This is a genomic window from Rhodococcus cercidiphylli (genome assembly GCF_033042225.1).
Taxonomy (GTDB): Bacteria; Actinomycetota; Actinomycetes; order Mycobacteriales; family Mycobacteriaceae; genus Rhodococcoides.
Window position 1 is genome coordinate 327,780 of the sequence record NZ_JAWLKE010000006.1, and the last position, 26,408, is coordinate 354,187.

Here is a 26,408-nt window from a genome sequence, read left to right on the forward strand (position 1 = left end):
CCATGAGTATCGACCACGCAGCATCGACAGATCTGTCCGCGGAGGTGGCCACCGCCGCCGCGTCCGGCGCGAACGCCACCCAGCGCTTCACCTCCGACAAGCAAGCCGCTGCCGACACCCCACCCGAGCGCGTGAGTCTGCTTGCTCGCCAGGTCATTTCGGCGATCCACGACACCGTCCGCGAACACAAGGTCACGTACGACGAGTACAACGCCCTCAAGGCATGGCTGATCAACGTCGGGCAGACCGGAGAGTGGCCGCTCTTCCTCGACGTATGGGTGGAACACGTCGTCGAGGAGGTGGCCGGAGAGTCCCGCGAGGGCAGCAAGGGCACCATCGAGGGCCCCTACTACGTTCCCGATGCACCCGAACTCGGTTCCGCAGCGATCCTGCCCACCCGCGACGGCGAGAAAGGCACCCCGCTGCTGTTCAAGGGGCAGGTCCGCGGCGTCGACGGTGCCGCGCTGCCCCATGCAGTCATCGAGATCTGGCATGCCGACGCCGACGGCTTCTACTCGCAGTTCGCACCCGGCATCCCGGAGTGGAACCTGCGCGGCACGGTCACTGCAGATGATCAGGGACAGTTCTGGATTCACACGATGAAGCCTGCGCCGTACCAGATTCCGACCGACGGAGCGTGTGGAAACCTGATCTCCGCTGCCGGTTGGCATCCGTGGCGTCCGGCGCACCTGCACCTCAAGGTCGCCGCAGCAGGCCACCAACAGATCACCACCCAGCTCTATTTCCCCGGTGACGCCCACAACGACGACGACGTCGCGAGTGCGGTCAAGCCCGAGCTCATTCTCGACCCGCACGACGTCGACGGCGGACAGGAAGTCACCTACGACTTCGTTCTCGACAAGGCCTGAGCGGCATGCTGTTTGCAGTGAAGATGGACGTCGCGCTCCCGCAGGATCTCGATGGGGACGTGCGAACCGACACTCTCGCCCGAGAGAAGGCGTACTCGCAGCAGTTGCAGCGCGACGGTGAATGGGTCAACATCTGGCGGCTCGTGGGCCAGTACTCGAATCTGAGCATCTTCGACGTGCGAGACAACGAGCGACTCCACGAGATTCTGTGGAATCTGCCGCTGTTTCCGTACATGAGCATCGACGTGACTCCGCTCGCCGGGCACCCTTCGGACATCGCCGCGGGGTGAAATCAACCTCCCGCCTCGTCGAACTCGCAGTTGTGCACGATATTGGGCCGAAATCCCTGCACAACTGCGAGTTCGGCACTCCGGCGACGGTCTCGGGACCTAGGCTGACGCCATGCGTATCGACGAGTATCGCAAGTACGACGGCCTCGGCCTGGCAAAACTGGTAGCCGACGGTGAGGTGACGCCGCGCGAGTTGCTCGATTGTGCTCTGGCACAGACCACATCGATCGACCCGTCGCTCAATTCGATCGTGCGCCTCATGTCGGAGCAGGCGGACGAGCAACTGACGGGAACGCTCGACGGGCCGTTCGCCGGTGTGCCGTTCCTGATCAAGGATCTCTCTCAGGACTACGCCGGGGTGCCCACCGCGAGCGGATCCCGCTCGTTGACGAATCTGCCGATGCCCGAGCACGCAACGGTGGTGCAGCGCTGGCTCGACGCAGGCCTGGTCATCTTCGGCAAGACCAACACCCCGGAGTTCGGTGCCAAGGGAATCACCGAGCCGACCGTGTTCGGCCCGGCTCGAAACCCGTGGGACCCCAGCCGAACTCCCGGTGGCTCGTCGGGCGGATCTGCCGCAGCGGTCGCGGCCGGGATCGTCCCGGTGGCAGGGGCCAGCGACGGTGGCGGTTCGATTCGCATTCCGTCGTCGTGCTGCGGGCTCGTCGGCCTCAAGCCCGGCCGCGGGCTGGTGCCGTCGGGACCGACGTTCGGTGAGGCCATGCACGGAGCGGCAGTGCAAGGCGTCGTGTCGAGATCGGTACGCGACACCGCCGCGATGCTCGACGTGTTGGCCGGTGGCGAGGCGACATCCGGTTACTCGCCCGCCCGGCCGGACGGGAGCTTCTTGTCACGGACGGAGCAGGACCCCACGGCCTTGAAAATCGGCATGTACGCGACGACGTCGGTGAATCCGAGTCCGGATCCGCAGGCCGTCGCTGCGATGGAGTCTGCCGCCAAGACACTGACCGAACTCGGCCACACCGTCGAACTTCTCGACGCCCCGCCGTACGACGATGCCCGCCTCAATCGCGAGTTCCTGCTGGCCTGGTTCACCTACCTGGCCTACGAGATGGACGAGGTCAAGCGTCGAACCGGTTGCGGTGACGACTCTTTCGAGCGGGACACCCGGATCATGGCGGCGCTGGGAAGATCCGCCAGTGGCGTCGACTACCTCCAGGCGGTGGAAGGTCGCCACGTGCACGTGCGGGCTCTGGCCACGTACTTCGAGACCTACGATCTGCTGCTGACCCCGACGATTGCCGAGCTACCGCCCAAGATCGGTGCATTCGATCTCGCGAAGCCACTGGAAATGGCGTCGGACTTGTTGTTGCGCAGTAGAACCGCCGGTCTGCTTCGGCACACCGGCATCGTCGACCAGATGATCGACGACAACATCTCGTGGATTCCGTACACCCAACTCGCCAACGTCACCGGCCGCCCGGCGCTGTCGCTTCCGCTGCACTGGACGCCGAGCGGACTCCCGATGGGCGCGCACTTCACCGCTCCGCTGGGCGGCGAAGCATTGCTCGTCCAACTGGCCGGACAGTTGGAACGAGCCGTGCCGTGGGCCCACCACTACGCCGATATCGGTCAGCGGGTAGCCCCCAGCTGAGCCTTTCCGAGGATGCCCGACGGCCGCTGCCGCACCTGGCCGTCGACGATGTCGACGACCCCTCCTGCCCACTCGGGATCGGTGTCGGCGGCAGCCTGGGGATCGGCGTGGGCATCGGTGCCCTCCTCGGCGGTCACGGTGATCGAACGCTCCAGTGCCTCCTCGACGCTCATCAGCGAGGTACCGGGCTCGGCGAACACCTCCGTTGCCGCGTTCCCGCGCCGCACCACCATGTCGTGGGTGAGGCTGTCGACCAGCGAGATCACCGTGCCGGGAGGCATGCCGGTGATGATGGCGACGGCGCGCCCCACCAATCCCGTCGGCAACAGCGGCACCGGAATCTGTGCGCGACGCAGACCGGCAACGCTGCCGTACGCCTGCAGCAGCTCCGGGTAGCTCATCGTTTCGGTTCCGCCGATGTCGAACGTTCCCGGGCGTGCGGTGTCGCCGAGGGCGCGGGCGATGATGGCGACCACGTCGACCACGGCGATGGGCTGCACCTGCCTGCGCATCCACGTCGGAATCGGTGTCAGCGGTAGACGCTCGGTCATGCGACGCACCAACTCGAACGAGGTCGACCCGGAACCCAGGATGATCGCCGCACGCAGCACGGTGGCGTCGACCGAACTGTCGAGGAACACCTCCTCGACCTGCAGGCGAGAGCGCAGATGATCCGACAACGGGGTGCCGTCGTCGGGGATGAGGCCGGAGAGGTAGACGATCCGGCGCAGGCCGTTGCGCTCGGCGGCGGCGGCCATGGACTGCGCGGCGTGGCGATCCTTCTCGACGAAGTCGCCCTCGTCCATCGAGTGCACCAGGTAGACGACGGCGTCGACATTCTCGGTCGCGGTGTCGAAGGTCTCGTGATCGTCGAGGTCGAAGTGCACCGCGGTGACGTGCGCGCCCCAGGCGAAGCGAGATTTCTTGCTCGGATCGCGCATGGCCGCGTGCACCTCGTGGCCCTGCTCGAGAAGGACCGGGATCAGCCGGGATCCGATGTATCCGGTTGCACCGGTGACCAGTACTCGCATGAGATTTCTCGATTCTGTAGGTACAGGCCATACCCGGTCGGGGCAGTCTCACTCCCCGCTGTCGTAGCCAGGTGACAGACTGTGCGGGTGAGTGCGCGCATCAGGAACAACGTCAAGGTCGTGGGGGCTGCCGACGGTCCCGTGGTGATGTTGGCTCACGGCTTCGGATGTGACCAGACGCTGTGGCGCTCGGTCACCGACATCCTGGCCCCGAATTTCTCGGTCGTGCTCTTCGATCACGTCGGATCAGGAGCGTCGGACCCGGCGGCCTGGGATGCCGACAAGTACGCGCCGCTGGAGGCCTACGCCGACGACATCATCGACATCGCCGAGGAACTCGACCTTCGCGACGTCACGTTCGTCGGGCATTCGGTGGCGTCGATGATGGGCGTTCTCGCAGTTCAGGCGGCACCCGAGCGATTCTCCAAGCTCTTTCTCCTGACGCCGTCTCCGCGATACATCGACGACGGTGACTATCGCGGCGGTTTCAGCCGCGAGGACATCGACGAGCTGCTCGAGTCGTTGGACAGCAATTATCTGGGCTGGTCCGCTTCGATGGCACCGATCGTGGTCAATGCGCCGGATCGGCCGGATCTCGAGAACATGTGGTCCGCGAGCTTCTGCCGAACCGATCCCGAGTGCGCACGGGTGTTCGCCCGCACCACCTTTCTGTCCGACAATCGCGCCGATCTGGCCGGGGTCACCCTGCCCACGATGATCGTCGACTGCGCACGGGATTCGTTGGCTCCGCCGCAGGTCGGCAGATACGTGCACGAACACATCGCCGGCAGCACTCTGCAGACGCTCGACGCCAGCGGGCACTGCCCGCACGTCACTCAACCCGAACAAACCGCCGAGGCGATTGCGGCCTTCGTGAGACCGGCGTAATGCACGAGCTCGACATCGAGGACCTGTACGAGAACGCGCCGTGCGGTTACCTGTCGGTCTATCCCGACATGCGGATCGCGAGGCTGAACGCGACGCTGGCGGGTTGGCTCGGCTTCGAGGTCGACGCCCTGATCGGGACCGACTTCACCCAACTTCTCACCGCCGGTGGCCGCATCCACTACGAGACCCATTTCGGTCCGATTCTGCGGATGTACGGTCAGCTCGACGGCATCGCGCTCGATTTCGTGACGTCCGATCGACGTCGGCTGCCGGTGTTCATGACCGCGAACGTCAAGACCGACGAGTCGGACACGCCGGTGCTCATTCGCATCACCGCGCTCGACGCCAGGGACCGTCGCACCTACGAACGCGAGTTGCTCGAGTCCCGGACGCGAGCAGAGCTGCTGGCCAAGACACTGCAGCGGTCGCTGCTGCCGCCTGCCCTGCTGCCGCCGTCGGGAATGACCGCTGCCGCGCACTATCACGCGGCATCGAGCGACGAGGTGGGTGGAGATTTCTACGATCTGTTCCCGCTGTCGGACGATCGCTGGGGATTCTTTCTCGGCGACGTGTGTGGCAAGGGTGCGTCGGCTGCAGCCGTGACGTCGTTGACGCGGTACACCCTGCGCGCTGCCGCGGTGTACGACCACGACCCGGTCGCTGTACTGCACAATCTGGATTCGGTTCTGCGACAGGAATTCCGCGAGAACAACGCGCAGTTCTGCACGGCGGTGTTCGGGGTGCTCAGTCGTTCGGCCGATGGATTCGAGGTGTGCATGGCCAGTGGCGGTCATCCGCCGCCACTGGTGATGCGTGCCGACGGCAGCGCGCACTACGTCCACATGACGGGCGGGCAACTCGTCGGAATTCTGCGTCATGCGCGCTTCGTGCCTGCCACCGTGACGTTGAGCGCGGGCGACACCCTGATGCTCTACACCGACGGCCTCACCGAGGCCAAGGTGGGCACGGGTCGATACGACGACGAGGGCGCGCTGTTGGAATTCGCGACTGCCCACGCCCCGGCGTCGCCTGCAGTCATCGTAGAGGACCTACGGGTACTGCTGAACAGCTTCGGCGACGGCTTGGCCGACGACGCAGCAGTGATGGCGCTGGGAGTGGGGTCAGTCGAGAGCGGCGAGAGCTGACGCGAGATCGGCGTGCAGCGCGAATTCCTGATCGAGACCCATCAGTTTGATCGGGCGGCTGGTGGTCGGCCCATCGGCGACGACCGAGAAGGCAACGGTGTCTCCGTGGTCCTTCTGCGTCGACGCCAGCACGGTCATGGCAGCCGAGGCCAGAAACGAGACCTTGCTCAGATCGACGATCAGGGCAGCCGGTGTGGTCGAAATCTGTGCTTCGATCGCGGACGACAGCGCGGGGGCCGTGGTGACGTCGAGTTCACCGGCGACCGCGATGACGGCTGCGCGCCCGTCGTTGCTGGACTGGATGGAAAATCCGGCGGTGTTCGTATCGGCTGGCATGTGTGTACTCCTGAATCGTTACCCGACGCGCTCGTCGACGGGGTCTGCGGTCCATTCAATCAGTAGGTCCTACCTGAACGTGACCTGCGTTCCTCTGAGTGCGGGAGCGCCGACCGTCGTGGTCCAGGACGGCACGGCGTCGGGCTCGATTCCAGTGGCCCCGCCGTAGACGACGGCCAAGGTCTGTTGCTCGGTGACCGAGTTCGCGTACGAAGCCGGTACGGGGGAGAGCTGCGGAGCCGGAAGTGACGGAAGGTCCTGCTGCCCGGGGTTTCTCGACGGCACCTGGTACGAGCCGTCGTTGGGGGAGCCGCCCGGGTACTGCGGGAAGTATTCGCCCGCCGAACGGTCGAGGGGGCTGGGGCAGCTCGGGGGACGGTTCTGCTCGAACAGTCGCGGTTCGTCCTGGTTCGGCAGGTACCGCCCCTTCGGGTTGACGAAAGGCATCGAGACGTTGATGCCGGGATACTCGTCGCCGACGCCGGTGACGATTCGGCCGCGTCTGGCACCCTCGGCGAATTGGGCGACGGTGCAGCCGACAGCCGGGGAGAACTCGGCGAACACCTCGAGCGCCTCGCGTGAGTTCGCGGCCAGTCCGATGATGTCGGCGGAGTTGGCGTCGAGGAAGTCAGCGGTCGTGCCCGAGGCCGACGTGACCGAGGAGTACAACGTTTCGAGTGCCGGGCGCTTCTCGACGACGGTGTTGCCGGTGGTCCGCAGGTTGTCGAGCGCGTTGATCAGTGCGGGTGCCGCGTCGGCGTAGGTCTGCGAGAAGTCGGCCAGTCCGCGCAGGTCCTCCTGAATGGCCGGAAGCTCGGTGTTGAGCCCGGCAAATATGTTCTCGAGTCGGTCGATCGTGAGGCCGAGTTCCTCGCCGCGACCGCTCAGACCCTGCGCCAGCGCACCGAGGGTGTTCGAGAGGTCCTCCGGCGGCACGGCCTGGAGCAGCGGCAACAGGCCGTCGAGAACCTGTCCGACCTCGATGGCGTTGCCGCTGCGATCCTGCTTCAACACCGTGCCCTCGGTGATCGGCGTCCCGGGCCTGCCGTCCGGCAACTCCAACGCGACGTATCGCTCGCCGAACAGTGTCTTCGGCAGCAGTCGCGCGGTGGCGTTCGACGGAATCATCTCGGCCATGTCCGGTTCGATGGCCAACTCCGAGGTCACGACGCCACCGGACGTCGTCGCCGATCGCACTTCGCCGACGATCATGCCGCGAACCTTGACGTCTGCGTTGCGGGGAAGTGCGTTACCGACGGAATCGGTCTCGAGGGAGACCGTCACGACGTCCTTGAACGTCTTGTTGTACGAGGTGACGCTCCACCCGACGAACATGACGATGAGTACGACGAGACCGATTCCGAGGAGTCGGTTCTGGACCGGTGAGGGGGAGCCGGTCATGGATGAGTCGCAACGACGACAGCAGTCATGTCGCGAACCTTAGTGGTACACAACGTCACACTTACTACCGAAAATTGCTTTGTGAGATGGACCTAGCACTTCGGCAACAATGTGATGCGAGCCACTGATTCTCAGTCGGCGATCAACTGAGGCGCATGGAACCAGCCGCCCTGTCCGCCTTCACGCTGACGGCCGATGACGTATCGACCCGGAGCGATTCCGGTGGCTCCGTGTTCGGGGTGAATGAGGTACGCCGTCTGCGAGTTGGCCAGAATTCCCAGGGCGAGACCTCGGACGTCGTGGACGGGACTGAGCCACGTGCAGATGCCGCCGTCGGCGACCAGGCTGTGCGGGTTGCCGCCCGCAGCGCTGCGCAACAGTTCGATTCCCGTCAAGGGCACATCCTCGCGACGGGTCTGCTCGGTGGGGACGACTATGCCGTCGAGCAGTACGTACGGTACGACGATCAGATCGCCCTGGGCTTGCAGGCCGTCGATGACGGGCACGGAGATCTCCTTGTCGAGATAGTCGAATACGTCGAGGCCGGTGAGGTCGGTCAGTGCGGACAGCGTGATGTTCGAGTTCATGTTTTGTCACCTTGGGTGTGTTGTAAGGGTGTGTGGTCGGGGTGTGGTGTCAGGTTGGGGTCAGGTTCTGCGGAGTAGTCGGCCGTAATCGGCTCCGGCCAGACCGTAGGTCCAGCCCGCGGCATCGACCGCGGACGAGAACGCGCCGGGGACGCGAAGCCCGTAGCGTCGGCGCTCCCCGTCTCGTTCTCGAGAACCGTTGACGGCAAGCAGTATTCGACCCTCGTCGCCCCATCCAGCGGGCGTGGCGAACAGTTGCAGGGTGCAGCCGGGGTTACCCGGGTCGTCGTCGGTGTCGACCAGTCGTAAACCGGCCTGGTCCAGATAGGAATCCCAGCCGATCCGTTCGATGGCGCTTCGCCGGATCTCGACGTTGCGTTCGACGGTGATGCGTTCGACCGTCGGATCATGGATCACCCAAGCGGGAATCACTGTCCCGTTCAGGACATGGACACCGCTGCCGTCGCCGAACTCGACCGCGGGGGAGGTCGAATGATGCAGTCGCACTTCGCCGTGCACCGGATCGGGAATCGGTTCGGTGTGCAGAGCCGTCGGCCGTTCGGACATCACTGCGATGTCGTCGAACGCCCACCACCATCCCGTCGACTCGATGAGGGCGGATTGAATGTCGAGAAGCTCGTTGTCCTCGCGCCCGAACGTCATGAGGCCGAAAGAGCGATAGATGTCGTAGTAGGCGACGCGATGGGCTTCTTGTTGTCCGTACCAGCTGACGGTGCCGAAGGGGTGCGGAGCGAGGGTTCGGACAGCCGTGGCCACTCCATCGAAGAGGCTGGTGTGCAGAGACTTTCGCACGGTTCGGCGAATGATCGGATCGGGACTGATGCCGGCGCGGGCCGCGTCTGTCGGTGAGCGGCGTGCGACATCGATACGCGCCTGCAGATCACGCTGTGCATTGTTGTCGGAGTAGTAGTACTGCTGTGGCCATTCGATCTGTCGTCGATCGATTCGCTGGTCCATTCGTCGGCGTGAACTCGACAGCAGTGATGCGATGAGGGAGCCTGCACCTGCGCTGTCCGCTATCGGTCGAGATGTCATGAATTCGGCGGCGGCTGCAGGAGATGCCACCCACACGAATTTCGGCTCAGGACGCCCCGATCTTCGATACAGCTGTGCCACAGCCGATTCCGCGGCTGTTCTGTCGGAGGGGCCGGCCTTCAGGCCGTAGGCGAGCCATCGATCGCGCTGCGCGCAGATTGCGCGAATGCTCTCGGCATAATCTTCGGGATTGTCACTGAATGTGCCGCGACGGGGAAATGTCGACGGCATCGGCACGGCGCTCACGTGAGGGAGGCGGTGTCCGCCTTTCCGGTTGTCATGAAGAAAAGAGTGACACGAGAATGGGATGAGCGCAAGGCACACGTGCACGAAACTTCGTAGCAGGGGTCGAGGTGTCTTTTGGTCGTTCCTGCAGGCTCCACTCCTACCCGCTCACGTGGGTCAGCCGCGCGAGCGGAGAATCAACTGGGCCGCGCTGATGTCGTCGATGACGAGGTCGGTGATCAATCCGCCGCGCAGCGCGGCGGTGAGTGCATCGAGTTTGGACGCCCCGGCGACGATGCAGACTCGGCGCGGCACCACCTTGAGTCGGTCCAGGCTCGGTCCACTCGATCTGTCGTTCAACGCAATTCGATCGTGGCTGCCGTCGGAGCGCAGGAACACGGTGGCAATGTCTCCGACGACGCCGTCGCGCTGTAGCTCGGCTCGATCCTCGCGCTCGAGATAGCCGGCGCTGTAGACGTGACTAGGAACAGCACTGCTCATGACGCCGATGCTGAACACGGCGAGGTTCATCCGGTCCTGCAGTTCCAGTACTCGCTTGATGCTCCGCTCGCGCCACAGGTGTCGGCGGGTTTCGGGGTAGTCGAAGAATGCGGGAACCGGAAAGCCCTGCGCCACAGCGCCGTAGGCGTCGGCGAAAGTTCGGACGATGTCGGTGGCGTAGGAGACCCCGGTGGTGCGGGTGTTCGCTGCGCCGTTGAGCTGCACGACGGTCGAGTTGTGGGTTCGTTTGGGTGCGAGCTTGCGACTGACGGCGCTGACGGTGGTTCCCCACGCGACGCCCATCACCATGTCCGACTCGAAGAACGACGTCAGCAATCGGCCTGCGAAGGTGGCGACGCGGTCGAGGCGCTGCAATTCGTCGACGGTTTCCGACACGGGGACGACATGTGCACGAATGTCGTACAGATCGGCGAAAGCCCGCTCGATTCGTGGTGCCTGACCGAGAGGGGTGGAGATCTTGATTTCCACCAGTCCCGATGCCCGCGCGAACGTGATGAGCCGGGAGACCGTCGAACGAGATACGCCCAGCTCACGGCCGATCGCCGCCATCGTCATGTCCTGGAAGTAGTAGAGGCGCGCTGCCTGGGTGGCATGGCCGGTCCGCAGATCCGATTCGGGTGCGATGCGTTGGTCCGTCACCATCGCCAGTGTACGACCGCTTTGCACATATGTGCATCAGCTGTGCAACGCAGTGCAGGCCGTCTACCGTGGCAAACAGCACGCAATGTGGCGTGCATCACCAACTTTGCGGAGGCTACACAATGGCTCGTAAGGAACCGGAATGGGGACTACCGGCGCACATGGCTGCCGAGTTCGCCGGAACCATGATTCTCATTCTGTTCGGCGTCGGCGTCGTCGCGCAGGTCGTCTCGGGCGGTGAATCGGGAAGTCTCGGAGACCACGACTCGATCGCCTGGGCCTGGGGGCTCGGCGTGATGTTCGGCATCTACGTCGCGGGTCGGATCACCGGCGCGCACCTCAACCCCGCGGTCACGATCACGTTCGCACTCTTCCGCGGATTCAGCTGGAAGATGGTTGCGCCGTACATCCTCGCGCAGACCGCAGGTGCCTTCGTGGCCGCTCTGCTGGTGCGCTGGAACTACAACGACATGATCAACGCAGTGGACCCCGGGCACACCACCGCCACCCAGACGATCTTCTCGACGCTTCCCGGTAACGGAACTCTGCCGGTCAGCGTGTCCTCGGCGCTGATCGACCAGATCATCGGCACCGCGATCCTGCTGTTCCTCATTGTGGCCGTGACCGATTCGCTCGGCACCGCGCCGATGGCCAACATGGCACCGCTGATCGTCGGCCTCATCGTCGTCGCCATCGGTTTCGCGTGGGCCACCAACGCCGGCTACGCGATCAATCCGGCCCGAGATTTCGGACCTCGCCTGGCGTCGTACATCACCGGATACGGTGGAGCCTGGCGAGATCAATACGGCGGCCTGTACTTCTGGGTCCCGATCGTCGGACCTCTCGTAGGCGGACCGATAGGAGTGTTCCTGTACGACCTGCTCATCGGAAAGAACCTACGCAAACAAGAAGGTTCGACGCCCGAGCCGCCATCACGACTCCCAGCAGACACCCAGACCACAGGAGAGAAGCCATGACCGAGTTCGCAGGAAAGTACGTCGCCGCGATCGATCAGGGAACCACGTCTTCACGCTGCATGATCTTCGATCACGCGGGCACCGTCGTCGCGGTCGATCAGAAGGAACACCAGCAGATCTTTCCGCAGGCCGGTTGGGTCGAGCACGACGCGTCGGAGATCTGGGACAACGTGCGCGCCGTCGCGGCCGGTGCCATGGCCGCAGCGGATCTGACGCGCGAGGACATCGCCGCCGTGGGTATCACCAACCAGCGCGAGACGGCGCTGGTGTGGGATCGCGCGACGGGCAAGCCGATCTACAACGCCATCGTCTGGCAGGACACCCGTACCGATCGCATCGCCACCGCGCTGGGCGGCGGCGACGCCAACAAGTACACCGCCAAGACCGGTCTGCCCCTGGCCACCTACTTCTCCGGCCCCAAGATCAAGTGGATCCTGGACAACGTCGACGGTGCACGGGCGAAAGCCGAAGCGGGAGAACTGTGTTTCGGGAACATGGACACCTGGGTGCTGTGGAACATGACCGGCGGTGTCGACGGCGGGTTGCATTACACCGATCCGACCAACGCCTCACGCACCCTGCTGATGGATCTCGACTCCCTGCAGTGGGACGAGAGCATCTGTGCAGACATGGGCATTCCGATGTCGATGCTGCCCGAGATCCGCTCGAGCTCCGAGGTGTACGGAACCGGCCGTGAGCGCGGACCGTTCAGTGGAGTGCCGATCGCCGGCATCCTCGGCGATCAGCAGGCAGCGACCTTCGGGCAGGCCTGCCTGTCTCCCGGTGAAGCCAAGAACACCTACGGCACAGGTAATTTCGTGCTTCTCAACACCGGTACCGAAAAGGTGATGAGCAAGAACGGTCTGCTGACCACGGTGTGCTACAAGATCGGCGACCAGCCGACGGTGTACGCGCTCGAAGGTTCCATCGCCGTGACGGGCTCGTTGGTGCAGTGGCTGCGCGACAACCTGGGCATGATCTCGTCGGCCGCGGACATCGAGACCGACGCACGGTCGGTGGACGACAACGGCGGTGCCTACTTCGTCCCCGCCTTCTCCGGTCTGTTCGCACCGCACTGGCGATCGGACGCCCGCGGTGCCATCGTGGGATTGACGCGCTTCGTCAACAAGGGGCACCTGGCGCGTGCCGTCCTCGAAGCCACCGCGTATCAGACGCGTGAGGTGATCGAGGCCATGAACGCCGACTCCGGCGTCGATCTCGAGGTGCTCAAGGTCGACGGCGGCATGGTGGTCAACGAACTGCTGATGCAGTTCCAGTCCGACATCCTGAACGTCGACGTGGTCCGTCCCGTCGTGGCCGAAACCACTGCTCTCGGAGCGGCTTACGCCGCCGGACTGGCCGTAGGCTATTGGGAGAGCGAAGACGACATTCGCCAGAACTGGGCCGAGGACAAGACATGGACCCCGTCCATGGACGAAGACCAGCGGGCGAAGTTGTACGCCGGCTGGAAGAAGGCAGTAACACGAACTCTCGATTGGGTTGATGAAGAATGAGTTCCACCACAACGGCCATGAGTCCTCAGGCACGCGCAGATGCGCTGGCGAGGATGGAAGCCGAAGAGCTCGACATTCTGGTGATCGGCGGCGGCGTCGTCGGTGCCGGAACTGCACTGGACGCCGTGACCCGCGGATTGAAAGTGGGTCTGCTCGAAGCGCGTGACTACGCGGCCGGCACGTCCAGCCGCTCGAGCAAGCTCTTCCACGGCGGTCTGCGCTACCTCGAGCAGTTCAACTTCGCGTTGGTGTTCGAGGCGCTCAAGGAGCGTTCGCTGGTACTGAACAAGCTGTGCCCGCACCTCGCTCGCCCGGTGCCGTTCATCTATCCGCTCGAGAAGGTGATCGACCGTCCGTACGTCGGGCTCGGCATCGGCGTGTACGACGTCATGGGTGCCGGACGCGGCGTCCCGAGTCACCACAAGCACCTCGGCAAGAAGAAGACGCTCGAGTCCTTCCCGTCGGGCAAGCGCTCGGCGATCCGCGGTGCGGTGAAGTTCTACGAGGGCCAGGTCGACGACGCTCGGCACACGATGATGCTCGCTCGTACCGCGGCCGCCTACGGCGCGTTGTGCGCCAACAGCACTCGCGTCACGGGCTTCCTTCGGGAGGACGACAAGGTCGTCGGCGTCGTGGCGAGCGACCTGGAGACGGGCCGTTCCTTCGAGGTGCGGGCCAAGCAGGTCATCAACGCCGCCGGGGTGTGGACCGACGAGGTGCAGCAGATGGTCGGTGGCCGTGGACAATTCCAGGTTCGCGCCTCCAAGGGGGTGCACCTGGTGGTGCCGCGCAATCGCATCAACAGTGCCACCGGCATCATCACGCGGACCGAGAAGAGTCTGCTGTTCGTCATCCCCTGGGGTAGTCATTGGATCATCGGGACCACCGATACCGACTGGAAGCTCGACCTGGCTCATCCGGCCGCGAGCCAGAGCGACATCGACTACATCCTGGGCCACGTGAACAAGTTGCTCGCCGATCCGTTGGACCGCACCGACGTCGTCGGCGTGTACGCCGGACTGCGCCCGTTGCTGTTCGGCGAATCCGATTCCACCAGCACTCTGTCCCGGGAACATGCGGTGTCCAGCCCGGTCCGCGGACTGACGGTCATCGCCGGTGGCAAGTACACCACCTATCGCGTGATGGCCAAGGACGCAGTCGATTCCGCGGTGCACGGACTCGAACGCACGGTACCGAAGTGCGTCACCGAGGACATTCCGCTCGTCGGTGCGGACGGCTACCTCGGCGCGTACAACTCACGCGCTCTGACGGCCGAACGCACCGGTATGCGCGTCTCACGCGTCGAGCATCTGCTCGGTCGGTACGGCACTCTGATGGGTGAGCTGCTGGACTTGATCGACGCCGATGCAGAGCTCGGAAAGCCGCTCGAGAGTGCACCGGAGTACTTGAAGGCAGAGGTGGTCTATGCGGCCAGTCACGAAGGCGCGCAGCATCTCGACGACATTCTGACCCGTCGGACCCGAATCTCGATCGAGGTTCCCGATCGTGGTGAAGCGGCGGCCATCGAGGTGGCTCGTCTGGTTGCACCCATCCTCGGGTGGGACGATCAGCATGTTGCCGAGGAAATCGAGCACTACCGGCTTCGCGTTCTGGCAGAACGGGATTCGCAGGAGCAGCCCGACGACGACACCGCCGATGCAGCTCGACTCGGAGCACCGGACGTGCGCGCCGGGGTGAGCTGAAACGAACAATGGCGGCAGTCCTCGTGACGAGGACTGCCGCCATTGTCGGCTGTTGCGGGGTCAGCCCTGCAGCAACGTGAACGAGTGTTCGCGAATCAGAATCGACGGCCCGCCTGCCTCGTATGCCTGATCGGGGTCGCTCGAGGTCGACTGAGTCCAATGTCCCTTCGGCAGAGTGAATTCCACGGTGCCGGGCGAGGCGTTGACCATCCACGCGAACGACGCATCGGATTCACCAGCGCGCATGAGGACCAGAATGCTGTGCGCATTGCCGTCCGACCAATCCTCGTCGGAGAGCTTCTCGCCGTCGGCGCGGTAGAAGTCGACGGTGTCCGGTCCGGCTCCTTCCTCGTCGGAATCGCTGTCGTGGCGGAACCACGTGGGGCGCAGAGCCGGGTGTTCGTCGCGTAGAGCGATCAAGTGGGTGGTGAAGTCGATGAGGTCCTGATCGGCTGTGCTCCAGTCGAACCAGGAGACCTCGTTGTCCTGGCAATAGGCATTGTTGTTGCCGTTCTGCGTCCGGCCGAGCTCGTCGCCGCCGAGGATCATCGGCACGCCGGCCGAGAGCAACAGCGTGGCAAGGTGATTGCGCTGCTGACGGGCCCGGAGTGCGTTGACGCCCTCGTCGTCGGTCGGGCCCTCGGCGCCGCAACCCCACGAACGGTTGTCGGACTCGCCGTCCTGACTGTCCTCGCCGTTCTCCTCGTTGTGCTTGTCGTCGTAGGAGTTCAAGTCGGCCAACGTGAAACCGTCGTGTGCGGTGATGAAGTTGACGCTGGCCAACGTGGGTCGACGAGTGCTCTCGTAGACGTCCGGACTGCCGGTGACGCGTTGCGCCAGGGCGGGTAGTGCGCCGCTCTCGCCGCGCCAGAAGTCACGGACGTCGTCGCGGAACTTGCCGTTCCACTCCGACCATCGGGCAGGGAAGCCGCCCACCTGGTAGCCCTGGGTATCCCACGGTTCGGCGATCAGTTTGACCGGCGCGAGCGTCGGATCTTGGTGTACCAGGCTCAGGAATGCGCTGTGCACGTTCAGGTCCGAGTCTTGACGCGTCAGCGTGCTGGCGAGGTCGAAGCGGAACCCGTCGACGTGCATCTCCGTCACCCAGTAGCGCAGCGAGTCCAGGATCAGTGCCAGGGCAGCGGGGTGGCCGACGTTGAGACTGTTTCCGGTGCCGGTGGTGTCGTAGTACGCGCTGCGGTCCTCGTCGACCAGACGGTAGTGCGAGCCGTTGTCGATTCCCTTGAGCGAGAGCGTCGGTCCGAGGTGATTGCCCTCGGCGGTGTGGTTGTAGACGACGTCGAGAATGACCTCGATGCCGTTCTCGTGCATGGCCTTGACCAATGCCTTGAACTCGTCCACCTGGCCGCCGGTGTCGCCGCTGCTGCTGTACTCGTTGTGCGGTGCGAAGAAGCCGATGGAGTTGTAGCCCCAGTAGTTCCGCCGCCCCTCCTCGAGCAGATGCGAGTCCTGAACGAACTGGTGGATGGGCAGCAACTCCACCGCGGTGACGCCGATGCGTTTGAGATGTGCGATCGCGGCGGGATGCGCCAGACCGGCGTAGGTACCCCGAATATCTTCGGGCACGTCGGGATTGGTGGCAGTGAAGCCCTTGACGTGTACCTCGTAGACGACCGTGCGATCGAGTGGTGTGCGCGGTGACTTGTCGCCGGACCAGTCGAAGTTCGACTCCACGGCAACGGAATACGGCATGTGCGGGGCCGAGTCCTCGTCGTTGCGGGTCTCCGGCTCGGCGTGGAGGTGGCTGAACACCGATTCGTTCCAGTCGACCTGACCGGTGATGGCGGTGGCATACGGGTCGAGGAGCAACTTCGCGGAGTTGTGCCGCAGCCCCGACGCGGGATCCCATGGACCGTCGACGCGCAGTCCGTAGCGTGTACCCGGCGTGACGTCGGGAACCAGATCGTGGAAGACATGGCCGGTACGCAGCGTCAACGGTGTTGTACTGCGCTCTGTTCCGTCGTCGTTCAGCACGACCACGGACACCGAGTCCGCGGTTTCGGAGTAGACGGCAAGGTTGGCACCGTCGTTCGACAGACGCGAGACGCCCAAGGGATACGGGAGACTTGATGAGAGGGGCATGCTCGCGGCAGTACCCCCGTGGGGGATCAGCGAAACGCCTGCATACCGGTCGTTCGGCTAGTATCGATGCCGAGATCGCGCCCGCCGGACTGGAGCGGAACGACAGTACGAAGGACGAGGCGATGAATTCCCCACAACCCGATGGCAGTTCGGCCCAGCTGGACGAGCTGTTCCCGGGTGACAACGCCACCGACGCGCGATTCCGGGAAGTGGACTGGGCGGCGACCGATCTGGGGCCGGTGGAGAGTTGGCCGCAGGAGTTGGTGACGGCCGTCCGCACCGTCATGCCGTCGACGATCCCGATGCTGATCTGGTGGGGCCCGCATCTGGTGCAGATCTTCAACCACACGTACACCGATTTTCTCGGGGACAAGTTTCCGCAGGCCGCAGGTCAGCGGGCCCGCGAGAGCTGGTCCGAGATATGGGACGACGTCGGCGTTCTCTGCGCCCACGTGGTCGAGGACCGCAAGGCCGTGCACGGCGTTCGGCAGCTGTTCGTCATGAATCGGTTCGGCTACCCCGAGGAGACGTACTGGACCTTCTCGTACAGCCCGATCTTCGGGGCCGGACGGACGGTACTCGGCGTGTTCGTCGCCACGACCGAGGTCACGATGCAGGTACTCGGCGAACGGCGCATGCACGCGCTGCTCGCCCTGGGCTCACTGACCGGTGACGGCGCCGAGGGACCGGTAGGCATCTGTCGCGCCGCGGTCGAGACGCTGGGTGACGAGGCCCGCGAGTTTCCCCTCGTGGTGGCCTACCTGCGCCGCGACCTCGCCGAAGACGGGCAGCTCGATCACATCGTGACCTCGGGCGCACTCGGCTGCGACGACGCGACCTGGGACCTTGCCCACGTTCTCGAAGTGTGTGACGGACGCGTTCCCTGTTCGACGGTCGAGATTGCCGGATCCGTCGCGCAGGCGGTCATCGTTCCGCTGACGCTCGCGGGACATGCTCAGCCCATCGGAGCCCTGTTGGTCGGAGTCGACGAATTTCGCGCCCGCGACGACTCCGTCGTGTCCTTCTCGATCGCGGTGGCCGAGCGGGTGTCCACGGCCCTGACCGCCTCGCATGCTTTCGAGATGGAGAGGCGACGCGTCGCGGCACTCGCCGAAGCCGACGAGGCGAAGACGCGGCTGCTGGAGAACGTCGGACACGAGTTCCGCACGCCGCTGACCTTGCTCGCGGGACCGTTGGATTCGGTACGCGAGAGTGTCGACTCGACGCTGACCGACGTCGATCGTGAGTCCTTGGACGTCGTTCACCGCGCCTCGACTCGGTTGCGTCGACTGGTCGACGATCTCCTGGACGTGGTCAGTGCCGATGCCGGTCAGCTCCGTCCCCGCCTCGAACCCACCGACCTCGGAGCGGTGACACGTGACTGCACGTCGCTGTTCGAGGCGGTGGCGTCGGGCAAGGGTCTCGAGCTCGTGGTCGACGTCGCCGACGATGTCGTCGTCCTCACCGACGGTGAGATGTGGACGAAGATCGTGTTCAACCTCGTCGCGAACGCCGTCAAATACACGCCGGTCGGTCGGATCTCCGTGCGCCTGCGGACCGAGAGCGACGTGGTCCGCCTGGTCGTGGCCGATACCGGCCTCGGGATCCCCGCAGAGGACCTGCCGCTGATCTTCGATCGATTCCATCGAGTGGAACGATCGGGTGCCCACAGCATCGAAGGATCCGGTATCGGACTGGCACTGGTATCGGACCTGCTCACCGTCTTGCGCGGCCGTATCGACGTCGAGAGCGAGGCGGGCCGTGGCAGTACCTTCACGGTCGTGGTTCCGCGCCTGCCCGCCGAGGCGGCTGCAGCCGTCGAACGGCCGGCCGCCCCCGCCGATTCGGTGTCGGCGATCTTCGCCGCGAGCGACTCGATGACGGTGACCACCGAGCGTGCGGACATTCTTCTCGTCGAGGACAACGTCGACATGCGTAACTACCTGGTGCGCCTGTTGACCGGCGAGGGCTGGTCCGTCACCACCGCGGGCGACATCGAGACCGCACTCGGCAGCGCTCGATCGACGATGCCTGGCCTCGTGCTCTCCGACGTTCTGCTGCCCGGACGCAGCGGTCTGGAACTGGTGGACGAGATCCGTCGCGACGACGCCTTGCAGCGGGTGCCGGTGATCCTGTTGACCGCGCGAGCGGGAACCGACTTCGTGCTCGACGGGCTCGGGCGCGGGGCCGACGACTACATCGTCAAACCGTTCCACGACCGAGAGTTGGTGGCTCGAATTCGAGTGCACCTCGAACTCTCGCGCGTGCGCGAACAACTCATCCAGGAAAGCGGCAACGAGGCCGCGACACTACGGACTGCACTCGACACCCGCGGATCCATCGGCCGAGCCGTCGGAATCCTGATGTCGGTGTACCGCATCGACGCAGACGCTGCCTTCACGCAGCTGACCGAGCTCTCGCAGAACACCAACCGCAAGACCCGCGACTTGGCGGCGATGATCGCCGACGATTTCACCGCCGGGCTCGGCCGAGAGCGTCAGTGATTGCGGCGGTAGTTCTCTCGCTCGCGTTCCATCTCGGCCATCTTCTTCGGGCTCTTCAGATCGGCCGGTAGCCCGTGGATCTCGAGGCGTCGAGCGCGGTTCTGGTCCATGTAGGCGGCGGTGTAGAACAGCGCGAGCAGCAAACTGAGCAACACCATCGACGCGCGTAGCCAGATCGCTCCCGGAAACAGAACGAAGAATCCGATGAAGATCGGCAGGAACGGGATCATCGACCGCAGGATGTGACGTGGTGTCGCTCCTGGGCCGACGAGGTCGCGTCGAACCCAATCCTGCATGGAGTCAGGCAGTTTGCGGCCGAGGACGGCGTAGCCCAGCCACTGACCGAAGCGCGGGCGGGTGCGGGTAGAACGAGTGTTCACGACAGTGCTCCTGCTGCGATGGCCGCGTCGTTGACGCGGGTGAGGACGCGTCGTAGTTCGTCGAGTTCGGCGAGTGACGCTCCGAGTTTCGAAACGACGGTGGGTGGAATTTTCTCGGCTTTCTTGCGAAGCGCGGCCCCGGCCGGGGTGAGCGCGACGAGTAGAACGCGCTCGTCCTCGGCGCTTCGATTGCGGGTGAGCAACCCCATCGACTCCAGACGCTTGAGGAGCGGCGAGAGGGTGGGGGAGTCGAGTTGCAGGGCCGATCCGATGGCCTTGACCGACATCGGCGATTCGCCCCACAGCGCCAGCATCACCAGATACTGCGGATGCGTCAGTCCCATCGGCTCGAGCAGTGGCCGATACACCGACAGCACGGCGCGGTTGGCGACGGCGAGCGCGAAGCAGACCTGGCGGTCGAGCGCGAGTGGATCTTCGGTGGTCGTCACGATGCCCAGGCTACCAGTATTGGTTAGTGCACTAACTATTAGTGGACGAAGCAATGCGGTGAAATCGGAACTGGATGCCCGAAAAGCGTTGCAAAGAAGGGTGAATGCTCGTGCAGTGATGTGTTGCCAGAGTCCCGGTCGGTCCGAATCGGGTGGATGTTCGTACGGCGTTCCATCCGGTCGGTTGCTGTGCAATGCTCCATGCAATTCGCCGTTCCCCTGTGACAAATCCCGAGAGGATCGCCATGCGTCGTCGACGCATCTTCACCACGTTCGCCGTCGCCGCCGCGCTGTCCGTGTCCTCGGTCGGCATTGTGTCCGCCGATCCCGCCGTCTCGGCCGCCCGCATCGTCGATACCGTGATCGCGTCCGACACCCTGCGCACGCTGAGTGTGGAATCGCCTGCGATGGGGGCCGTTGTCGACGTGCAGGTGCTGACTCCGGCAGCGAAGACCGGATCGCGGCCGACGCTGTACATGCTCAGCGGAATCGGTGAAGAGGATCCGAACAACAGCATGTGGCTTCGCAAGGGTGGTGCGGCCGAATTCTTCTCCGACAAGAACGTCAACGTCGTGCTACCGCTGGCCGGACCGGGCAGCTTCTACACCGACTGGCAACGAGACGATCCGAAACTCGGCCGCTATCAATGGGAAACGTTCTTGACCGAGGAGCTTCCTCCGCTGATCGACGCGTCTGTGGACGGCAACGGACGCAACGCGATCGCCGGGCTGTCGATGGGGGCGCAGTCGGCCATGATGCTGGCCGCACGTAACCCCGATGTCTACTCCGGGGTGGCGTCGTACAGCGGGTGTTTCGCCTCCTCGGAGCCCATGGGGCAGGCGAGTATCCGCGCGATCGTCGGAGCATTCGGCGGAAATGCCGACAACATGTGGGGCGGTCCTCTCGATCCTGCCTGGGCGCAACATGATTCGGTGGTCAATGCCGAAAGCCTGCGCGGCACCGACGTGTACGTGTCGGTGGGAACGGGAGCGCCGGGTCGCCACGAAAGTTTCGACAGCGCGTCGGCGCTCGACGTGGTGGTGGTCGGTGGTCTCATCGAGGTGGGCGCGAACTACTGCACCCATCGACTGGCGGATCGACTGAGCCAGCTGAACATCCCCGCGACGTTCGACTTCACCGAAACCGGAACCCACTCCTGGCCCTACTGGGTGGAACAACTGCCCAAGAGTTGGCCCACGCTGGCGGGATCGCTCGGGATCTGAGCTCACCCGCGGTTGGTGTCGCGAAAGTCCTTGGGAGTGCACCCGAAGCGCGCCCGAAAGGCGCGGCTGAAGTGCGCCGGGTCGCTGAATCCCCAGGACGCCGCCAGGGCTCCGATGGTGGTGCGGGAATTCTGGTGTTCGCACAGAGCGCGTTTGACGCCGTCGAGTCGCTGCATCCAGATCCATTCACTGGCGGTGCACGGTTCACCGGCGAACGCGCGATGCACCGTACTCAGCGACAAGTGCAGCGAGGCTGCCACTTCCGTCACGGTCAGATCCGGATCTCGCAGCCGCGCGGTCATCGCACGCTTGATTTCGCCCAGCCGTTCGGAGGCTGAGTAGGGCGCAGGCTTCTCCACCCCGGTCAGCCCGACCAGGCCTGCGACCAGGATGTACTCGACGCTCTGCGACACGGCCTCGGCCGACGCGGTACTCATGTCGGCGTCGTCCATGATCGACGAGATCATGCTCACGAGTAGTTTTCCTGCCCCTTGCCGTCCGGACACCGCCCGTGCGGTCAGCGAACCCGTGTCCCGGACGAGCGTTCGCAGCGTTGCGCCGGGGAGCATCAGCACGTACTGGGCAAACGGATCGTCGAAGCGAAGACTGTACGGCCGGGTGGTGTCGTAGAGCGCGAAGTCTCCCGGTTCCAGGACCGCCGTTCGGTCGTCTTGCACGACGAACCCCGTTCCCGACGTCTGGACGCTGACCAGAAAGTAGTCGTCACTGGTTCGGGAGATACCTGCGGGCGTTCGTAGGACGGTCTGAGCTGTCGCAGACACTCGCGACAATCCGAGGGTCGCAAGTCCGGTCGACTCGATATGCCCGGTGATGGCCGACGCGTTCTCGGGAATCGTGCACTCGAGATCGACGTACGTCCGACTCACCGCAGCGGTCCAGAAATCGACGCTGTCGGCCAGATCGACGGAGTCGGTGCGTAGCGGATCGGCCATGTCAGGTACCTCCCGTCTTCTCACAGGGTAGAACGCTCCGCAGCGGTACGCAGTAGACCCGTGCGGTCGTGGCAGCCGAAATACTCGAAGTACTGCTCGTCCGCCGCCGCGACGGTCACCTCGTGATAGAGCCGTAGCGACGCCGCGGGCCCCATCGTCGAGAGATACTTCAGCGCGGCTCCGAAGATGGCGACATGCGTCGGATGCGACTCGGCCCATGCTTCGAGGTCGCTCAGACTGCGCCACCAACTCATGCCGAAGGACTTGTCGGTATCGACGCCGTTGTCGTCGACCACCGTCATGTACCGGTTGGAGTAGCAACCGATGTCCAGGCCGTCATCGCGAAGAAACTCCATGCCGGCGCGCAACACCGGTTCGACGTCCCGCAGGTACATCTCTCGTTCGGACCCGGCCGTATCGGCCCAATCCTGCCCGGATCGGATGAGGCAGAGGTTCTCCTGCGGCACAATCGTGACTCTGTCGCCGTCGCGTACGACCTGAGGCTCCCCGCTGGGAGCAAGTGAGTCACTCTGCGACAGGGGGATTCGATCCCGGACCCCACCCCAGTAGGCATGTTCCTCGATGGAACCACTGAGCGAATCCGTCAAAGTGGCAACACCTTCCATGCGGCCGGTGGAGGAGAAGAGCGTCTCGTAGCGGTCGACGGTCGGTCTGATGATTTCGACGAAGCGGCCTCCGACGCTGGTCCAGTGCCGACCGACGGTATCGAACCAGCGGTCGAACACTGCGACGTCGTCCCAGTAGCCGATGAACACCGTCGTGTCGATGCCCTCCTCGTCGGTGTAGCGGGCTCGGTCCCTTCGGGAGGGACCCTCGTCACCCCACGGGGAAGCGTCGGGCATGCCCTGTATTCCGAAGTAGCCCATTACGACTCGTTCGGTGGATACCGGAAAGCGGGCGACGTACGACGGGAAGGGTGGCTGGTAGCCCTCGGGTGTGCGACGCGGACACGACCGGGGAACGACGAGATGGGCGGGAATTGCCGACTCGAGTTCAGACACGAGCGGCACCCTCGTCGAGAGCGAGCTGCTCGGTGATCTCCAGACGTAGCTCGGCCGCGACGTCCTCGGTGAAGTCGTACCGCGCGTTCGCGACGGGCTGCGCTCCCGACACGACGCGGTCGCCCGGAGTCTTGTTGAGCCACAACCGTGTCACGTCGGGACGGGAGTAGTGGCCGGCCGGGTCGGCGGCGGCCTTGGCGATCGAAATGAGGCTGGTGTCGATGTCGGCGTAGACGATGCCTTCCGCGTCGGGTGCGAGCGGCTCGTGCATCAGTTGGCCGTCGGGCGCGAAGATGCGGGCATGACCGCCGCCTGCGGTGAGCATCGCGCACTTGGCGTCGTCGGTGCACATGATGTCGATCATCTCGGGGGAGACGGTCGCGCAGGGACTGATGACGAAGCAGCCGCCTTCGACGGCGTAGATGCGGCTGGCAGCGGTGTTGACCTCCGGCCCGAGGGCGTAGGCCGCGCCGGTGTAGAGCGAGAAGCTGGGCCAGGCACCGATGTGCACCTGCTCGTTCTGGGCGTACATCGCGTACTTCGACAACGGTTGCAGGTGCTCCCAGCAGCACAGTGCGCCGACGCGTCCGAGGTCGGTGTCGTATACCGATAGGTCGGAGCCGTCACCCTCGCCGTACACGGTGCGTTCGACGTGAGTCGGCTTGAGCTTGCGGCGCATCGCGACGGTCTTGCCTTCGGCGTCGATGATCCACTGGGCGATGTAGAGGCTTGCCTTGTATCGCTCGCTCAGGCCCATCACGACCATGATGTGGTTGTCTTTGGCGGCCTGCGCAATTCGAGCTGCCTGGGGTGTTCCGTACTCCAGTGAGTTGTCGAAGTAGCGCTGCGTGAACTGAAATCCCCACGCCGGTGCGTCGAGCCAGATGTACCAGGGATAGCCGGGCAGGTAGGTCTCGGGAAACGCGATGAGTTCGGCTCCGGCGCGGGCCGCGTCCTCGATCAGGCCGACCGCCTTGTCGATCGAGGCGTCGAGATCGAGAAATACCGGCGCGGCCTGGACTGCCGCGGCGCGAAACTGGTGGTGTGTCATTGCGGGCCTTTCGTGTGGGAGGGCACCAGTTTTGCCTGCTGAGAGGCCGATGGATGGCCTCGATGTGTCGGAATAATTGACTCTCCGTCGCATGCCAGGGCGGTGAAACACGGCGGTAACCGAGGCCGGGTGTCTCGACACACGATCGTCACGCGAGGAGGTCGATCGGCGGTGCGCATCTACCGCACAATGTGTGCGCGATCACACAAGACCTTCTCGCCTGTCCGGGCGCAGTCTGGACCGGACACGCCACAGGTGCCGCGATCGGCACCCGAGAAGGAGCCAACACACATGACTGCAGTCCAGGAATCGGCCGCACCGTCGTTGCCGACCGACACCGCCACCGAGCTCTACATCGCGGGGCAGTGGCACGGCGCTTCCGACGGAGGCACGTTCACCGACATCAACCCCACGACGGAACAGCCACTCGCCGAGGTTGCTGCAGCCACCGCGTCGGACGTCGATGCAGCGGTGCGTGCCGCCCGTGCCCAGCTCGGTGGTGAGTGGGGCGCGACGCCCGGAGCAGTGCGCGGGAAGCTGCTCAACCGGATTGCCGACCTCATCGAACGTGACGGGGACCTACTGGCCCGGCTCGAGGCTCTCGACGTGGGCAAGCCCGTGGGTCAACCGGCCATGCTCGACATTCCCAATGCCGCAGCCACGTTCCGGCACTTCGCCGGCTGGGCCGACAAGATCACCGGCAGCTCCATCCCCACTGCGGGCTACTTCGGGCAGCCGACGCACTCGTACACCGTCCGTGAGCCGGTGGGCGTCATCGGCATGATCGTTCCCTGGAACACCCCGCTGATGATTGCCGCGTGGAAGCTCGCGCCCGCGTTGGCCGCCGGAAACACCGTGGTCGTCAAGCCGCCGGAGGATGCGCCGTTGTCCATCCTGCATCTGGCTCGTCTGATCGACGAGGCGGGAGTACCTGCCGGAGTGGTCAATGTTGTTCCAGGACTTGGAGAAGTGACCGGCGACGCGTTGGTCGGGCATCCGGACGTAGACAAGATCAGCTTCACCGGCAGCCCTCGGGTCGGCAAGCTCATCGCCAAGAAAGCTGCAGATACGTTCAAGCGGACCACGCTCGAACTCGGCGGCAAGTCCCCGCAGATCATTCTCGAGGACGCGGATCTCGAGGCGGCGATCAACGGAACCGCGATGGGATTGTTCTTCAACCAGGGCCAGGTGTGTGCGGCCGGTACGCGGGTTCTGGTGCATCGCTCGCTGTACTCGCAGGTGGTCGACGGTCTGGCCGCTGCGGCGTCGGCTCAGGTTCTGGGTGATCCGTTCGATCCGTCGACGACGATGGGTGCGCTGGTCAACGCGAAGCAGCGCGACAGCGTTCTGGGGTACATCCAGGCCGGACGCGACGGTGGAGCGCGAGTGGCGGCGGGTGGCGGCCGGCCCGACGGCGCAGGGTATTTCGTCGAGCCGACGATCTTCACCGACGCGGACAACGACATGAAGATCGCGCAGGAGGAGATTTTCGGCCCCGTCGGCACGGTGATTCCGTTCGACACCGCCGACGAGGCCATCGCCATCGCCAACGGCACGGTGTACGGACTGGCCGCGAGCATCTGGACCCGCGACGTGTCGAGGGCGCACACCCTTGCTGCGCAGGTTCGATCCGGCGCGGTGTGGGTGAACGGGTGGGCCGCAATCGATCCCGCCCTCCCCTGGGGCGGCATGAAATCCAGTGGCACGGGCCGTGAACTCGGATGGGCCGGTATCGAGGCCAACACCGAGGAAAAAGTCGTCACGATCGTTCTGTAGAGCTGACGCAGGTGAGCGGGAGTGGAGCCTGCGGAACGACCCAGGTGAGCGGAACCTCGTAGCAGGGGTCGAAGTTCCGCTCACGTGGGGTAACGCGGTGTTTACCGACGGAAGCGCGATTCGTAACGAGCAGGTCGGAGAATTTAGTT

The 26,408-nt window shown here is 64.6% G+C and carries 23 protein-coding genes; 11 read left to right on the plus strand and 12 right to left on the minus strand.

From position 1 onward, the window contains the following. Window positions 1-2 precede the first annotated feature (2 nt). The 3 genes from catA (at window position 3) to R3P95_RS17345 (ending at window position 2,774) form a co-directional block, all read left to right on the plus strand. The gene (gene catA / locus R3P95_RS17335; protein WP_068054380.1) at window positions 3-869 is read left to right on the plus strand and encodes a catechol 1,2-dioxygenase; all 867 of its coding nucleotides are present in this window, start codon (window positions 3-5) and stop codon (window positions 867-869) included. A gap of 5 nt (window positions 870-874) precedes the next feature. Next, window positions 875-1,159, plus strand: coding sequence for a muconolactone Delta-isomerase (gene catC / locus R3P95_RS17340; RefSeq protein ID WP_094638852.1), 285 nt, complete (start codon window positions 875-877; stop codon window positions 1,157-1,159). Window positions 1,160-1,271: 112 nt separating this feature from the next. Then, entirely contained in the window at window positions 1,272-2,774 is a 1,503-nt protein-coding gene (locus R3P95_RS17345) for an amidase (RefSeq protein WP_149407162.1), read from the plus strand. Here R3P95_RS17345 and R3P95_RS17350 read toward each other — a convergent pair. Further along, complete coding sequence (locus R3P95_RS17350) at window positions 2,753-3,805, minus strand: NAD(P)H-binding protein (protein ID WP_149407163.1); 1,053 nt, start codon at window positions 3,803-3,805, stop codon at window positions 2,753-2,755. The genes R3P95_RS17345 and R3P95_RS17350 overlap by 22 nt on opposite strands. Before the next feature lie 87 nt (window positions 3,806-3,892). Between R3P95_RS17350 and R3P95_RS17355 the strand changes: the two genes are divergently transcribed. Further along, window positions 3,893-4,693 carry an alpha/beta fold hydrolase gene (locus tag R3P95_RS17355; protein WP_188078764.1) on the plus strand — a complete coding sequence of 267 codons (801 nt, stop codon included), beginning with the start codon at window positions 3,893-3,895 and terminating at the stop codon, window positions 4,691-4,693. Continuing rightward, window positions 4,693-5,838: a PP2C family protein-serine/threonine phosphatase gene (locus R3P95_RS17360; RefSeq protein ID WP_149407164.1), complete on the plus strand. Its 1,146-nt coding sequence runs from the start codon at window positions 4,693-4,695 to the stop codon at window positions 5,836-5,838. Before R3P95_RS17355 ends, R3P95_RS17360 begins: the two co-directional genes overlap by 1 nt. Here the strand turns inward: R3P95_RS17360 and R3P95_RS17365 are convergent. From R3P95_RS17365 to R3P95_RS17385, 5 genes are all read right to left on the minus strand, one after another. Then, the gene (locus R3P95_RS17365) at window positions 5,815-6,174 is read right to left on the minus strand and encodes an STAS domain-containing protein (RefSeq protein WP_068054398.1); all 360 of its coding nucleotides are present in this window, start codon (window positions 6,172-6,174) and stop codon (window positions 5,815-5,817) included. The genes R3P95_RS17360 and R3P95_RS17365 overlap by 24 nt on opposite strands. A 69-nt stretch (window positions 6,175-6,243) precedes the next feature. After that, the gene (locus R3P95_RS17370) at window positions 6,244-7,575 is read right to left on the minus strand and encodes an MCE family protein (RefSeq protein ID WP_149407165.1); all 1,332 of its coding nucleotides are present in this window, start codon (window positions 7,573-7,575) and stop codon (window positions 6,244-6,246) included. A gap of 131 nt (window positions 7,576-7,706) precedes the next feature. Beyond that, window positions 7,707-8,162, minus strand: a complete 456-nt coding sequence (locus R3P95_RS17375; RefSeq protein WP_068054403.1) for a hypothetical protein — start codon at window positions 8,160-8,162, stop codon at window positions 7,707-7,709. 60 nt (window positions 8,163-8,222) lie between these two features. Beyond that, window positions 8,223-9,464 (minus strand): DUF6745 domain-containing protein, encoded by a 1,242-nt coding sequence (locus tag R3P95_RS17380; protein WP_068054406.1) that lies wholly within the window; start codon window positions 9,462-9,464, stop codon window positions 8,223-8,225. Window positions 9,465-9,620: 156 nt separating this feature from the next. Further along, entirely contained in the window at window positions 9,621-10,604 is a 984-nt protein-coding gene (locus tag R3P95_RS17385; protein ID WP_094638970.1) for a sugar-binding transcriptional regulator, read from the minus strand. Window positions 10,605-10,726: 122 nt separating this feature from the next. Between R3P95_RS17385 and R3P95_RS17390 the strand changes: the two genes are divergently transcribed. From R3P95_RS17390 to R3P95_RS17400, 3 genes are read left to right on the plus strand one after another with little or no spacing between them, the layout of a single operon-like run. Beyond that, window positions 10,727-11,581 (plus strand): MIP/aquaporin family protein, encoded by an 855-nt coding sequence (locus tag R3P95_RS17390; RefSeq protein WP_032379865.1) that lies wholly within the window; start codon window positions 10,727-10,729, stop codon window positions 11,579-11,581. After that, entirely contained in the window at window positions 11,578-13,095 is a 1,518-nt protein-coding gene (gene glpK, locus R3P95_RS17395; protein WP_094687540.1) for a glycerol kinase GlpK, read from the plus strand. The genes R3P95_RS17390 and glpK overlap by 4 nt, the downstream gene beginning before the upstream one ends. Continuing rightward, complete coding sequence (locus tag R3P95_RS17400) at window positions 13,092-14,798, plus strand: glycerol-3-phosphate dehydrogenase/oxidase (RefSeq protein ID WP_149407166.1); 1,707 nt, start codon at window positions 13,092-13,094, stop codon at window positions 14,796-14,798. The genes glpK and R3P95_RS17400 overlap by 4 nt, the downstream gene beginning before the upstream one ends. Window positions 14,799-14,858: 60 nt before the next feature. Here the strand turns inward: R3P95_RS17400 and glgX are convergent, their stop codons facing one another. Further along, on the minus strand, window positions 14,859-16,901 hold the full coding sequence (gene glgX, locus R3P95_RS17405) for a glycogen debranching protein GlgX (RefSeq protein ID WP_149407167.1): 2,043 nt from the start codon (window positions 16,899-16,901) through the stop codon (window positions 14,859-14,861). 122 nt (window positions 16,902-17,023) lie between these two features. On the opposite strand from glgX, the gene R3P95_RS17410 reads away from it, so the two are divergent. Continuing rightward, the gene (locus R3P95_RS17410) at window positions 17,024-19,405 is read left to right on the plus strand and encodes an ATP-binding protein (protein WP_188078765.1); all 2,382 of its coding nucleotides are present in this window, start codon (window positions 17,024-17,026) and stop codon (window positions 19,403-19,405) included. Here the strand turns inward: R3P95_RS17410 and R3P95_RS17415 are convergent. Then, complete coding sequence (locus tag R3P95_RS17415) at window positions 19,399-19,785, minus strand: DUF5313 family protein (protein WP_149407169.1); 387 nt, start codon at window positions 19,783-19,785, stop codon at window positions 19,399-19,401. The genes R3P95_RS17410 and R3P95_RS17415 overlap by 7 nt on opposite strands. Beyond that, complete coding sequence (locus tag R3P95_RS17420; protein WP_149407170.1) at window positions 19,782-20,234, minus strand: MarR family winged helix-turn-helix transcriptional regulator; 453 nt, start codon at window positions 20,232-20,234, stop codon at window positions 19,782-19,784. The genes R3P95_RS17415 and R3P95_RS17420 overlap by 4 nt, the downstream gene beginning before the upstream one ends. 245 nt (window positions 20,235-20,479) lie before the next feature. Between R3P95_RS17420 and R3P95_RS17425 the strand changes: the two genes are divergently transcribed. Next, window positions 20,480-21,457 (plus strand): alpha/beta hydrolase, encoded by a 978-nt coding sequence (locus R3P95_RS17425; protein ID WP_149407325.1) that lies wholly within the window; start codon window positions 20,480-20,482, stop codon window positions 21,455-21,457. Between the two features lie 2 nt (window positions 21,458-21,459). Here R3P95_RS17425 and R3P95_RS17430 read toward each other — a convergent pair whose 3' ends face one another. Genes R3P95_RS17430 through R3P95_RS17440 form a run of 3 tightly spaced genes read right to left on the minus strand, consistent with a single transcriptional unit; the run spans window position 21,460 to window position 24,483 of the window. Beyond that, window positions 21,460-22,410 (minus strand): AraC-like ligand-binding domain-containing protein, encoded by a 951-nt coding sequence (locus tag R3P95_RS17430; RefSeq protein ID WP_149407171.1) that lies wholly within the window; start codon window positions 22,408-22,410, stop codon window positions 21,460-21,462. 20 nt (window positions 22,411-22,430) lie between these two features. Next, a complete protein-coding gene (locus tag R3P95_RS17435) occupies window positions 22,431-23,432 on the minus strand; it encodes a phenylacetaldoxime dehydratase family protein (protein ID WP_149407172.1) in 1,002 nt (333 codons plus the stop codon). After that, the gene (locus R3P95_RS17440; RefSeq protein WP_068284223.1) at window positions 23,425-24,483 is read right to left on the minus strand and encodes a carbon-nitrogen hydrolase family protein; all 1,059 of its coding nucleotides are present in this window, start codon (window positions 24,481-24,483) and stop codon (window positions 23,425-23,427) included. The genes R3P95_RS17435 and R3P95_RS17440 overlap by 8 nt, the downstream gene beginning before the upstream one ends. Window positions 24,484-24,774: 291 nt before the next feature. Between R3P95_RS17440 and styD the strand changes: the two genes are divergently transcribed. Continuing rightward, on the plus strand, window positions 24,775-26,259 hold the full coding sequence (gene styD / locus R3P95_RS17445; RefSeq protein ID WP_068054454.1) for a phenylacetaldehyde dehydrogenase StyD: 1,485 nt from the start codon (window positions 24,775-24,777) through the stop codon (window positions 26,257-26,259). Window positions 26,260-26,408 lie beyond the last annotated feature (149 nt).